The organism is Flavobacterium aquariorum, from assembly GCF_003254745.1.
GTDB classification, from domain to species: Bacteria; Bacteroidota; Bacteroidia; order Flavobacteriales; family Flavobacteriaceae; genus Flavobacterium; species Flavobacterium aquariorum.
In genome coordinates this window covers 301529-315057 of sequence record NZ_QKXH01000002.1, presented here as the reverse complement: position 1 = coordinate 315057, position 13529 = coordinate 301529, and the positions used below count along the sequence as shown (strand labels likewise).

Here is a 13529-nt window from a genome sequence, read left to right as displayed (position 1 = left end):
TAAAGAAATAAATTTTTTTTTAAGGGAAACCGCCGCCGCTTATTTAAGAGGTGACGGTTTTTTTTGTGGATTTAATAGAGCTTATATGATTCCATAATCTAATTTCTTGTATTGTGGTGAAATTGCTCTTTATAAACGGGTTAGCATTTAAAATTGAAAATGGAGTAATAAGTTTGTTAATTTTTATGTAATTTTAGTATTTGTAATCTATTGATATAGATTTAGTTATGCTTTTTTTTTATCACCACAGTACGCAAGTTGTAAGTTTCATATTTTCTTAGTCTTGTACTATTATAAAAGTATATAGCAGATTTATTAATATTTAATTTATTAGACATGAACTTTGATTATATTCTATTACTAATTGTTTTTAGTTATTTGCGAAGAGCATTACAGAGCAAAATTTTATTGCCTAAAATAGATAAATATTTGGCTATAGGGTTTTGGTTCTCAATTGTACTTCTAATCGCAGGATTTTTTTTAAAATTTACCAAAGAAATAAATGCTTGGATAGCACATGCAATGTTATTTACTCTAATCTACTTTTGCCTTACTCAAAAAGAGTTTAAATCGGTTAAGTCTTTTATTTATTCCATATTACCCTTTGTAGTTGTAAATTTTATAGAAGATTGTATTGAGCTGATCAATTCTCCTTTTCATGATGAATGGAATAATTATTTTGATACGGCAATCTTTTTTTCAATCGTTTGGTTTTTTGCCATGTTTTTCATTACCAGAAAACAACGAAAAGAAATGGAAAAAGAACAGTTAAAAGCCATTGAATTTGAAAAAGAGTTTCAACAGTCTGAAATTTTAAAAGCAAAATTAGAAACGCAAGTAGCAGAACGTACTGCTGAAATTCTTGGTCAAAAAGAAAAATTGCAAAAGGCACTTGATAAACTCAAAACTACGCAAGTGCAATTAATACAATCTGAAAAAATGGCATCTCTTGGTGAACTCACTGCTGGTATTGCCCATGAAATTCAGAACCCATTAAATTTTGTCAATAATTTTAGTGAAGTGAGTAGTGAACTTCTGGATGAAATGAATGAGGAAATAGTTAAAGGAGATTTTGAAGAAGTAAAAAATATTGCAATCGACCTCAAAAAAAACTTAGAAAAAATAAACTTTCATGGCAAACGTGCCGACAGTATTGTAAAAGGAATGCTGCAACACAGCCGAATAGGAAATAATGTAAAAGAACCCACAAACATTAACAAACTTGCCGATGAATACCTACGGCTTGCCTATCATGGATTTCGAGCCAAAGACAAAAGCTTTAATGCCGACCTAGTTACTGATTTTGATGAAAACCTGCCTAAAATAAATGTTTTGACACAAGAAATTGGCCGTGTATTACTGAATTTATTCACAAATGCTTTTTACGCAACACATCAAAAGCAAAAGAAATCAGGAGAAACATACAAACCAATGGTCAGTGTAAAGACTGAATTAAAAGGTAAGGGAATTGAAATAACGGTAAAAGACAATGGAATTGGAATCCCGGAAGCCATCAAAGATAAAATAATGCAGCCTTTCTTTACCACCAAACCTACAGGAGAAGGAACCGGCTTAGGCTTATCACTTAGTTACGATATTATTGTAAAGGCACATGGTGGTACAATTACCATTGATAGTCGGGAAAATGACTATACTGTCTTTACAATTTTTCTTCCAACGGAATAATAGTAAAATATTCAAATAATAAAATTTGTAAATTTAATGGTGCGTAAATGATTGATAGTTAGTGATTATAGGGGTGTTGTTTAAATGATAATAGTTTAAAATAAATTTAAATGAAGATACTAGTAGTAGATGATGAAGCCGATATACAGCCGCTTTTCTTGCAGCATTTTCGTAAAGAATTACGTCATCATGATTTTGAATTCGACTTTGCTCTTTCGGGTGAGGAAGCATTGGAATATCTAAAAGGGAATAGTCTGGAAGTGGTGCTAATTCTATCCGACATTAATATGCCAGGAATGAGTGGTATTGATTTATTATCGAAAATCCGACAGGATTATAATTATTTGTCACCCGTTGTGATGATGATTACTGCTTATGGGGATGAAGAAAATTACAAACAGGCAATGGAAAAAGGTGCGGATGATTTTTTGACAAAACCGCTGGATTTTAATTTACTGAAAGAAAAACTAAAAAAAGTGATGAACAATGGCTAAGATACTTGTAGTTGATGACGAAGCGGATTTAGAGATTTTGGTAAAGCAAAAGTTCAGAAAAAAGATTCGGGAAAATGTTTACGAATTTATTTTTGCGCAGAATGGGGAAGAGGCTTTGCAGAAAATTATGGAACATCCAGACTTAGATATTATATTAAGTGATATTAACATGCCTATAATGGATGGGTTAACTTTGTTAAGTAAACTCCCCGAAGCCAATCCAATGTTGAAAGCGGTTATGGTATCTGCCTATGGAGATATGCACAATATACGAATAGCGATGAATAGAGGCGCTTTTGATTTTGTTTGCAAACCCGTAGATTTTGATGATTTGGACTTAACCATGGAAAAAACGATTTCTCATGTCAGACAATTACAGGAAACCATTAAAGCAATCAAGGAGAATAATATTCTGAAGATGTATGTTGATGAAAATGTAATAAATTTTATGACTAATAAGGAGTTCGAAACTAGTCTTCTTAAAAATGAAATGCTGGAAGCCACGGTACTTTTTGTAGATGTATGTGGTTTTACTACCATTACAGAACAATTTCCGGCAAATACAATCGTGAATTTGCTTAACGGCTTATTTGATACAATCGTAAAAGAAATTATTGCCCAGGAAGGCCATGTAGATAAATTTATGGGTGATGCGGTTATGGCTGTTTTTAGAGGAAAATATCATCTGGACAGGGCTATTGATGCAGGACTCGCTTTAAAAAATCAAATTAAAAACAGTGAAGAAATAACAGTTGGAGATAAAAAATACAAACCGGAAATTTCGATTGGTATCAACTCTGGGGAAATGGTTTCCGGAAATATTGGCTCGGCATCTTTAAAACGATTTGATTACACCGTTATTGGTGATGCAGTAAATACGGCACAAAGATTGCAAAGTATAGCCAAACCAGGTCAAATTCTTATTTCAGAAGCAGTTTTTAATATTGTAAAAGAATCTTTTAAGTGTGAACTAAATGGTGAATATGTTCTAAAAAACAAATCATTACCAGTAAACACCTATGAAGTAATTGAATGATATTATTGGGTTATTTAAATGCAAAAAAAAAAGTATTACTAAGCCCTGAGTAATACCATTTTTTGAAGGTGTGAATTTTGAATTAATTGCCTTTTTTTACTGATTGTAACTATTGAATTCCTCATTAGTTACTCGCTCCAGCCAATCAATCGAACCTTTTGGAGTAACTGCGGTAATAGCAATATGTGTTAAATTATTATCGCGCGAGGCGCCATGCCAATGTTTAACATTTGCAGGTATTTTAATCACATCTCCACTTTGAATTAATTGAATCGGTTTGCCTTTTTCCTGATAATATCCAATTCCATCCGTTGCAATAAGGATTTGACCTCCCGGATGTGTGTGCCAATTGTTTCGGGCGCCGGCTTCAAAAGTTACATTAGCAATCACGCTATTAAATTCATTTTCACTCACCAATAATTTAACCCAGGCATTTCCCGTAAAATAATCTGGATTTGCTTTGTCGCCTTGAGGGAAAAGAGGGTTTTGTTCTATTTTATCTGTTGTGGTCATATTTTTTTATTTTATAGTTTCTAAGACGCTAAGATTCTAAGTTACTAAGAGTCAAAAAATCTCAGCAACTTAGAATCTCAGAAGCTTAGTCTCTTAAATTACCCTTTAAGCGAAGCCATATCAATCACAAAACGGTAACGAACATCACTTTTCAACATTCTTTCATAGGCTTCGTTGATGTCTTGCATTTTGATTAATTCAATTTCGGACACAATATTGTGTTTACCGCAAAAATCAAGCATTTCCTGAGTTTCGGCAATTCCACCAATTAAAGAACCCGCTACTGATTTTCGCCCCATTATCATAGGGACAGTATTTAGAAAAGGCTCCAAACCGCCCAAGTATCCCACAATAGCTAACGTTCCATTGGTGTTTAAAGTCCCAACATAAGGATTTACGTCGTGAACATAAGGTACGGTGTCAATAATCAAATCGAATTTTCCGCTTACGCCTCCCATCTGTTCAGCCTCAGTTGAAATAATAACAAAGTCGGCACCCAATTCCAAAGCGTCTTTTTCTTTACCTGGAGTTCTTGAAAACAGGGTAACTTCGGCACCCAAACCTTTGGCTAGTTTTATGGCCATGTGACCCAATCCTCCCAATCCCACAACCGCAACTTTGCTGCCTTTTCCAACTTTCCAGTGGCGAAGCGGCGACCAAGTCGTAATTCCTGCGCACAACAAAGGTGCAGTAGCAGCAAGATCAAGATTCGCAGGCACTTTCAGAACGAAGTGTTCTTCGACCACAATTTTTTCAGAGTAACCTCCATAAGTCATTCCACCCAAATATTTGTCCGGACTGTTATAAGTACCAATCCACCCGTTGGAGCAATATTGTTCTAAGTCATGTTTGCAGTTATCGCAGGTCTGACAAGAACCCACCAAGCAACCCACAGCGGCAAAATCACCTACTTTAACTTTGGTAACTTCGCTTCCCACTTTGGTTACTTTTCCAACAATTTCGTGACCCGGAATTGCCGGATAAGTTGTGAATCCCCAGTCATTTCTGGCGGTATGCAAATCAGAGTGGCAGACGCCACAATACAAAATATCGATTTCTATATCTTTCGCAGTTGCGTTTCTGCGTTGGATATCCATTTGTTTTAAAGGAGCATCAGATGCCTCAGTGCCGTAAGCTTTTACATTTGTGGTTTCCATTCGATTAGATTTTTAAATTATTTTTTTAAATATGTTATTTCAAGGCACATAAAGATACTGAGTTTTTGGTTAATTATTTCATATTGTGGTAATTAACAAAAGTGTTTTATGTTTTTTTAGGAGCAGAAAATCTATTTTCATAAACATATTCAGTCCCGCTGTCCACTATATTCCCGATTTAGAAAAAACTACGGCAAAAAAGCCTTGTTTTTCTAAATCGGGAGATGCCGTTTCCATCGGGGCTAGACGAGAAATTTAGTTTTTCATAAAAAAATCAGCCAATTGTATTGTTATACGTCATACTGGCAAGAGCTTCTTGTTCGTACATACAATTAGCTCAACGGTATCCTAAAATTACTATTTGTGGTAAAAGAATAAGTTCTCTATTTATAGTATCAATTTGGATCAGAAAGTGAAGGCCTTCCAACGACCTACATACATTTTTTCAGAATGTAAGCCAAGCAGATGTTATAGGCCAAGCGAAGTTGAATCCTTAGATTATATAAGTTTGTCTGCAGTTATTAGTATTTAAACTCTGTTGTAATCCCCTTTCCAGTTTTTAATTGCTTTTTTAATTTCAGTTCCTGAAAGATTTTCATAAAGCGTTTTTTCAACGAGTTTTACTAATTCATCATCAGGGGCAAATCGTAAAGCAAATAACTGATCATCTTTTAATCGTTGCTCGAAATTCTCCATTCTTTTTCCAGTAAGCGAAAAATAGCGGTATCGGAGTTCCAAGCATACAATTCTATTTTGCAAAGTAAGTGCATAATGTTGACGCAGCATAAAAGCTAGAAAAAACAACACAATAAAAACAGCACTAATAAAAGTCCAAATCAATTTATCTTCTGAAGTGAAAATGAAATACAGACTAAAAGCCAACAACGTCATCACAACCGGATAATAAATAAAATGATGCGGTGTATAATATTGAATGTGATTTTTGAAGGATTGTTTTTTCATGCTCTTGCTTTTTTTATATTATGCTCCGAGATATACTTTACACATGTACATTCATTAGATTATCAAAAATTCCAAATACTTTAAGCAGCCAGATAATAACAAAGATTACAACGACTATGTTAAAGATATTTTTGATTTTAGAATCCATCGGGATATAAGTGTTAATGAGCCAAAGAAGGACACCAACAATAATTAATACGAGCAATACGGTAACTAATGGCATAACATTGAAGTTTTAAAGTTAAAGTCAAATGTATTTCACTTTTTATTGAATCCCTTTACATAATTATTTAAAAGTGTTGTATAATTCAATTCTTAAGCAATTGTTATGTACTATTTTTACTAATTGGAAAGCTGATTAAATGAAGAAACGCTGCCAAACCGAAGTCTTGCAACGCTCATCAAATTAAATAATTAAAAAGGGTATTATCTCGGCTGTTCAGCTGCTAATACAGCTTACTTATCTGTAAATTTATTCCAATATCAATTCGGCTAAAGCTTCTTTACTGAATCCAACAAGCTGATCCATTTTTCCGGATTTTATTTTTGCAGTCCAATTTGGGTCAGATAGTAAAGGTCTTCCAACGGCAACCAAATCAAAATCGCCTCTATCGAAACGTCTTGTCAATTCATCCAAAGAGGCAGGCTCAGAACTTTCGCCTGCAAAAGCACCAAAGAAATCTCCTGAAAGTCCAACAGAACCAACGGTAATGGTTGCAGCTCCTGTTACTTTTTTGGCCCAGCCAGCAAAATTCAAATCTGATTTTTCAAATTCGGGTTCCCAGAAACGGCGTTGCGAACAATGGAGAATATCAACTCCTGCATCCACAAGAGGCGTAAGCCAGGAGTCTAATTCCTGAGGTGTTTTCGCTAGTTTATAATTGTAATCCGAAGGCTTGAATTGAGAGAAACGCATAATCACAGCAAAATCATTTCCTACTTGTTTTCTGATTTCTTTCACCACTTCAACAGCAAAACGATTGCGTTCCTTCAATGTTTTTCCACCGTAAATATCAGTACGTAAATTAGTTTCCGCTCTAAAGAATTGGTCAATCAGGTAACCGTGCGCACCGTGAATTTCGATAGTATCAAAGCCTAATCTTTTGGCATCAGCAGCAGCTTTTCCGAAAGCAATAATCGTGTCTTCAATGGCTGATTCAGACATCGTATTTCCATTATTAAAATCAGGACGGTTCAATCCCGATGGACCTTCAAAAGGAACTGGAGGAACCCAGCCCGAATGATGATTGTCCATAATTCCCATGTGCCAGATTTGCGGTCCCATTTGCCCTCCGACAGCGTGAACTTCATTGATTACTTTTTGCCATCCTTTTAGTGCCTGCTCGCCATAAAAGTGAGGCACATTTCCATCATTGGATGATGACGGTCTGTCGATAACAGTTCCTTCGGATAATATTAAACCAACTTCACCTTCGGCTCTTTTTTGATAGTAAGAAGCGACTTCATCAGTTGGAATTCCGTTTGGAGAAAAGGAGCGCGTCATTGGCGCCATTACGATTCTGTTTTTAAGATTTAACGTCTTCAGATTGAAGGGTGTAAATAAATTAGTTGTACTCATAACTATTTATAATTTAGATGTTATATAATTTGTTTGTATCACTTTAGATTTTATGACTATCCGTGACTAATACCGACAGATTAAATTAGCCACAGATTAAAATGATTTACACAGATTTATTTAGTAATTGTGTATAAAATCTGTGATAATCTGTGTAATCAGTGGCAAAAAAATATTTGGTACATTTTGCGGACAGTCATATTAGATTTTATCTCCAGCCTCCGCCCAATGCGCGATACAATTCCGTATTGGCGGTAAGTTGTTCTCTTTTAATATCTGCCAGTTCCAGTTCGCTTTGCAATAAATTCGCTTGGGCGGACAACACTTCCAAATATTCTGCCATTCCGTTTTGAAATAACATTTTCGAATTCTTGATAGCCTGATGCAATGTTTTTACGCGTTCCTGAAGAAAATACTGTTGCTGGTTTAATTTTTCGACACTTACTAAAGCATTCGATACTTCGCTAACTGCAACTAATACAGATTGTCTGAAATTTAAAACTGCTTTTTCTCTTTCGGCTACGGCGATATTATATTGCGTTTTTAGTTTTTTGTTATTCAATAAAGGCTGTGTTAGACCTCCGGCAACAGTTCCAAATAAGGAAGCAGGAATATTGAACCAATTACTGGATTCAAATGAATTTAATCCGCCTTGAGCTGTAATTTTTAGTGCAGGATACAAATCGGCTTTTGTGATTCCAACATTTGCATTTGCAGTTTTCAGAGCCAATTCAGCGCTTTTTACATCAGGTCTTCTGCTTACTATTGAGGATGGAATCCCGATTGAGGCATTATTTTTCACTTCAACAGCACTAAGAACAATGCTTCTTTTTTTCGAATTAGGAAATGAACCCGTTAAAACACTCAATGCATTTTCCTGAATCGCAATGTTTTGTTCCAATAAAGGAACCAATTGCGCCGCATTTAATTTCTGTGCTTCCGATTGCTGAATAGCTAATGAAGTTACCTGCCCTGCATCAAATTTCAATTTGATAATAGTGGTGGTACTGTCTATTAGCTGTACATTTTTCTTAGCGATTTCTAATTGCGCGTCCAGCATCAAAAGATTGTAATACCCGCTTGAAACATTGGCCACAATAGTAGTCTGCAATGCTTTTTTCACTTCTTCCGATTGAAGATAACTGGCAAAAGCTCCCTTTTTTTGGCTTTTGATTTTTCCCCAGATATCGGCTTCCCATGAAAGTGAAGCTCCAGTTGAGAAATCATCAATATGTTTTGCACCTAAGGCCTGGTCCAGAGTTCTTCCCGTAAAACTGTTATCGGAAGGATTATTGGTATTGGCAGTCACAAATAAATTGGCTTGCGGTACATTTCCCCATTTGGATTGCGTGAATTTGTATTGTGCAATTTCGATGTTTTTAGTGGCGATCTTCAAATCGTTATTTCTGACCACGGCGCTATCAATCAGCTGAATAATATCTTTTTCTGTAAAGAAATTTTTCCACTCCAAATCACCGATGCTTGCAGTATCTTTTGAAACCGATGCATTCCTGAAATTCTCAGGAAATGCATTTTTTGGAGTTTCAATATCCTTAGAAACATTACAGGATATTATTGTGGTGATCAAAATGACGATCATCACGGTTTTGGTTATATACTTTTTCATTTTACTTTTTCGTAATTAAATTTCTGGACAGGTATCTTTTTTTGTTTCAAGATCTTTTGACACTTTATACGCTATGTACGTGAGGCTGATGATGATTGTCACCAGAATTGTTGTGATATAATTTTCCATTTTTATTTTCGTGGTTATGAGTTACAGCTACTGGTTTTCCAGTAACTTTTTCTTGTAAATATTGGAATACGATGAACAAAACAGGGATGATTAACAACCCTAGAATTACTCCCGAAACCATTCCTCCGGCGGCACCAATACTAATAGAGTGGTTACCTTGAGCCGATGGACCTTTGGCGCTCATCATTGGTATTAATCCAACAACAAAAGCCAGTGACGTCATGATAATTGGACGTAAACGCAGTTTTGCTGCATCTATGGATGCTTTGACTAATGCCTGGCCAGATTTTCTTTTTTGGGATGCAAACTCTACAATCAGAATCGCATTCTTAGCAAGCAGTCCGATAAGCATTACCAAGGCAACTTGTACATAAATGTTATTTTCGATTCCGGTCAACCCGATGGCTACAAATACTCCAAAGATTCCAGCTGGTATGGAGAAGATTATTGCCAAAGGCAAAATGTAACTTTCGTATTGTGCTGCAAGCAGGAAGTAAATGAATATCAGACACAATAAGAAAATTGTTGCTGACTGTCCTCCCGAAGAAATCTCTTCACGGGTTTGCCCCGAGAATTCATAACTGTAACCTGCAGGTAACTGTTGTGCTGCCACTTCTTCAATTGCTTTGATGGCGTCTCCAGAACTAAATCCAGGTTTCGGAATCGCATTCACCGAAATAGAATTAAACAAATTGTATCTCGAAGCGGTTTCAGAACCATAAATACGGCTTAGTTTTACCAAAGTATTTATCGGAACCATTTCGCCGTTTTTGTTTTTTACAAATACACGGTCAATAGCAGAAGGATCTGCTCTGTCGGCAATATCTGCTTGTACAACCACTCTGTAATATTTCCCAAATCGGTTAAAGTCGGAGGCCTGTGCACTTCCAAAATATGCCTGCATAGTCTGCAGAATGTCTTTAACTTTTACACCCAATTGATCCGCTTTCTCGTCATTAATATCCAATTGTAATTGAGGATAATCGGCTTTGAAACTGGTAAAAGCAACAGCAATTTCTGGGCGTTTCATTAATTCCCCAATGAAGGTTTGCGAGATACCACTAAACTTATCCAGTTTACCGCCTGTTTTATCCTGCAGTACCAAATCCAAAGCTTCAACATTACTAAAACCAGGTACAGTTGGGAAACTAAATACGAAGAAACTGCCTTCTGAAATCGCACCCAATTTGCCACGAACCTGATTCATGATTTCATCGATATTTTTAATGCTGCCGCGTTCTTCATTTGGTTTAAGCAATACAAAAACAACTGCCGATGATGGGCTTGTAGAATTTGTCAATAAGTTGAAACCTGAAATAGCAGTTACAAATCGTGATGATTCTAAACCTCTCAAAGTATTCTCTGCTTTAGTCATTACTTTTTGAGTTCCGTCTAGAGAAGTTCCCGAAGGAGTGTTTACTGCAATGGCAATAAATCCTTGATCTTCTGTTGGAATAAATCCTGAAGGTGTCGTTTTTACCATTACAATAGTTGCAATAGTAATTAAGGCCAAACCTCCTAAACTAACCCATTTGTTACGAATTAAGAATTTCAATCCGCCAACATAACGGTTTGTTAAAGACTCAAAACTATTATTAAATCCAGTAAAGAATTTCTCTTTAAATCCTTTTTTCTCATAAGGAGCATCTCCGTTAGCGTGATTATCTTTTAAGAACAAAGCGGCTAGGGCAGGACTCAATGTCAAAGCATTTACAGCAGAAATTACAATCGCAATCGCCATAGTGAAAGCAAACTGACGATAGAAAACTCCCGTAGAACCCTCCATAAAACCAACAGGTAAAAATACCGCAGCCATTACCAGTGTTATCGAAATAATCGCTCCGGTAATTTCGTGCATGGCTTCGTGCGTTGCTACTTTTGGAGACAGACCTTTGTGTTCCATTTTGGCATGGACGGCTTCGACAACAACAATCGCATCATCGACTACAATACCAATCGCAAGAATTAAAGCGAATAATGTCAATAAATTAATCGAAAATCCGAATAACTGCATAAAGAAGAACGTTCCTAAAATCGCTACCGGAACTGCAATTGCAGGGATTAAAGTCGATCTAAAGTCCTGTAAAAAGATGAAAACAACTATAAATACCAGTATAAAAGCTTCAAGCAAAGTATGCTCCACTTGTTCAATAGACTGATCTAGAGAAACTTTTGTGCTGTAGAAAATATTGTGTTTTATTCCGGCAGGAAAATCTTTTGAGGCTTTAACCATCAATTTATTAATCGCAATCTGAATGTCATTCGAGTTAGAACCCGCCAGCTGAATGACACCAATAACAATTCCTTTTTTACCGTTCAAACGCGTTAAACTGTTGTATGAATAAGCACCAAGTTCCACTCTTGCCACATCTTTTAATCGAAGAATTGAACCGTCAGCATTGGAACGAATGGCAATATTTTGATAATCTTCGGGTTTGGTTAGTTTCCCTTTATATTTAATTACATATTCGAAAACTTCGGTACTTCTTTCTCCAAATTTACCCGGAGCAGCTTCCAGACTTTTGTCCTGAATCGCTGCCATAACTTCATTTGGTGTTACATTATGAGTTGACATTTGTGTTGGATTCAGCCAGACACGCATAGAATAATCTTTTACACCGCCAAAAATACTGGCAGCACCAACTCCAGGAATGCGTTTGATTTCAGGAATAATATTGATTTGAGCATAATTAGCAACAAACGTTTGGTCATATTTTGACTCATCCTCAGTATACATACCGATTGCCATGATAAAACTGTTTTGTTGTTTGGCAGTGATAACTCCCTGCTGCACCACTTCCGCAGGCAATTGGCTTGTAGCCTGAGCCACCCTGTTCTGAACGTTCACAGCAGCTTGATCGGCATCAGTTCCCAATTTGAAGAAAACAGTTATCGCCAACGTACCGTCATTACTGGCAGTAGAACTCATGTAGGTCATATTCTCCACACCATTTATAGATTCTTCCAGAGATGGTGCAACAGAACGTAAAACCGTTTCTGCGTTGGCCCCAGGATAAACTGCCGTAACCAAAACCGAGGGAGGTGCAATATCTGGAAACTGTTGTAAAGGCAACTTCGTAAGTCCAAGTACTCCTAATATCACCAGCAAAATGGAGATAACGGTTGCCAGTACGGGTCTTTGTATAAATATTTTGAACATCTGAAAAAATTATTTTTTGTTAATGATTTGAGCAATTTTTGCCGCTGCTTTCTCAGGCTGAATAAGTTGTCCTTCCTGAAGTTTGTCGATACCGCTTAATACAATTTGATCACCTGTTTTTACACCGTCTTTGATGAGGTAATTAGCACCGCTTTTACCAATAACTGTAATAGGCATTTTGGTAACCTTGTTTTCTTTGCTTACTGTAAAGACAAAAACTTTATCCTGCATTTCTATTGTAGCGGATTGCGGCACCAAAATAGCGTCATCATGCTGCAATCCTAAAAGGATTTTTCCTGTATTTCCAGAACGCAAAGTTTTGTGTGGGTTTGGGAATGTTGCTCTTACGGTAATTGCTCCAGTGGTTTTATCAAATTGTCCATCGACCATATCGATTTTTCCAGTTTGCGGATAATCGCTGTTATCAGCTAAAATCAAGGTAACTGGAGGCAGTTTTTTGATTTTGTCACCAATGCTGTTTCCGGCATATTTTGATTTAAATTGGATGAAGTCAGTTTCACTCAACGAAAAATAAGCATACACTTCCTGAACATCCGAAAGAGTTGTCAATGCGTCAATATCTGTTGCAGAAACTAAACTTCCTTGTTTTTTAGGTAATCTTCCAATGTAGCCATTTATGGGTGCTGTAATATTCGTATATCCTAAATTGATTTTTGCTGATGCAGCGATTGCTTTGGCCTGTTCGATATTGGCGGCTGCAATTTTTTGTGAAGCTTTAGCCGATTTCAACTGATAATCAGAAACCACTTTGTTCTGAACTAATGGTGTCAGTTTATCAACTTCAAGCTGCGCGTTGATATATGAGGCTTCGGCCGCATGAAGACTAGCCAAAGCATTGTTTAATTGCTCACGGTAAGGGCGTTCGTTTATTTTGAATAGAGACTGCCCTTTAGTAACATAAGCGCCTTCATCGACCAAAACGCGGTCTAAATTCCCGCTTACCTGCGGGCGGATTTCCACATCCACAGTTCCCTGTATTGCAGCAGGATATTCAGCATCGGTAGTAGTGGTTTCGGTAGTTATTGCCATGACAGGCAGGAGAGGAGCGGGCGCAGCGGCAGGTGCCTGCGTTTTATCTGCACAGCTTATTAAAAATACAGCCATTAAACTTAAAAAGGTGATTTTTTTCATGATTGGAATTAGTTTAAAATTTGTCTTAAATAT

General features: G+C 36.5%; 11 protein-coding genes. 3 read left to right on the top strand and 8 right to left on the bottom strand.

The genetic code is table 11. The annotated features are described in order from the left end of the window. Positions 1–336 precede the first annotated feature (336 nt). The 3 genes from DOS84_RS03975 (at position 337) to DOS84_RS03965 (ending at position 3216) form a co-directional block, all read left to right on the top strand. Positions 337–1686, top strand: coding sequence for a sensor histidine kinase (locus tag DOS84_RS03975; RefSeq protein ID WP_111408816.1), 1350 nt, complete (start codon positions 337–339; stop codon positions 1684–1686). Positions 1687–1796: 110 nt separating this feature from the next. Then, positions 1797–2180, top strand: a complete 384-nt coding sequence (locus tag DOS84_RS03970) for a response regulator (protein WP_111408815.1) — start codon at positions 1797–1799, stop codon at positions 2178–2180. Next, positions 2173–3216, top strand: a complete 1044-nt coding sequence (locus DOS84_RS03965) for an adenylate/guanylate cyclase domain-containing protein (RefSeq protein WP_111408814.1) — start codon at positions 2173–2175, stop codon at positions 3214–3216. The genes DOS84_RS03970 and DOS84_RS03965 overlap by 8 nt, the downstream gene beginning before the upstream one ends. A 96-nt stretch (positions 3217–3312) precedes the next feature. Here the strand turns inward: DOS84_RS03965 and DOS84_RS03960 are convergent, their stop codons facing one another. The 8 genes from DOS84_RS03960 to DOS84_RS03925 form a co-directional block, all read right to left on the bottom strand. Continuing rightward, positions 3313–3729, bottom strand: coding sequence for a (R)-mandelonitrile lyase (locus tag DOS84_RS03960; RefSeq protein WP_111408813.1), 417 nt, complete (start codon positions 3727–3729; stop codon positions 3313–3315). Between the two features lie 98 nt (positions 3730–3827). Continuing rightward, complete coding sequence (locus DOS84_RS03955) at positions 3828–4886, bottom strand: NAD(P)-dependent alcohol dehydrogenase (protein ID WP_111408812.1); 1059 nt, start codon at positions 4884–4886, stop codon at positions 3828–3830. A gap of 528 nt (positions 4887–5414) precedes the next feature. After that, positions 5415–5849: a DUF6526 family protein gene (locus tag DOS84_RS03950; protein WP_111408811.1), complete on the bottom strand. Its 435-nt coding sequence runs from the start codon at positions 5847–5849 to the stop codon at positions 5415–5417. A gap of 37 nt (positions 5850–5886) precedes the next feature. Beyond that, the gene (locus tag DOS84_RS03945) at positions 5887–6072 is read right to left on the bottom strand and encodes a Thivi_2564 family membrane protein (protein ID WP_111408810.1); all 186 of its coding nucleotides are present in this window, start codon (positions 6070–6072) and stop codon (positions 5887–5889) included. Positions 6073–6321: 249 nt separating this feature from the next. After that, positions 6322–7428, bottom strand: coding sequence for an NADH:flavin oxidoreductase (locus DOS84_RS03940; protein ID WP_111408809.1), 1107 nt, complete (start codon positions 7426–7428; stop codon positions 6322–6324). A gap of 208 nt (positions 7429–7636) precedes the next feature. Next, entirely contained in the window at positions 7637–9055 is a 1419-nt protein-coding gene (locus tag DOS84_RS03935) for a TolC family protein (RefSeq protein ID WP_111408808.1), read from the bottom strand. A 64-nt stretch (positions 9056–9119) separates the two neighbouring features. After that, positions 9120–12344 (bottom strand): efflux RND transporter permease subunit, encoded by a 3225-nt coding sequence (locus DOS84_RS03930; RefSeq protein WP_111408807.1) that lies wholly within the window; start codon positions 12342–12344, stop codon positions 9120–9122. A 9-nt stretch (positions 12345–12353) separates the two neighbouring features. After that, positions 12354–13496, bottom strand: a complete 1143-nt coding sequence (locus DOS84_RS03925; RefSeq protein WP_111409071.1) for an efflux RND transporter periplasmic adaptor subunit — start codon at positions 13494–13496, stop codon at positions 12354–12356. Positions 13497–13529 lie beyond the last annotated feature (33 nt).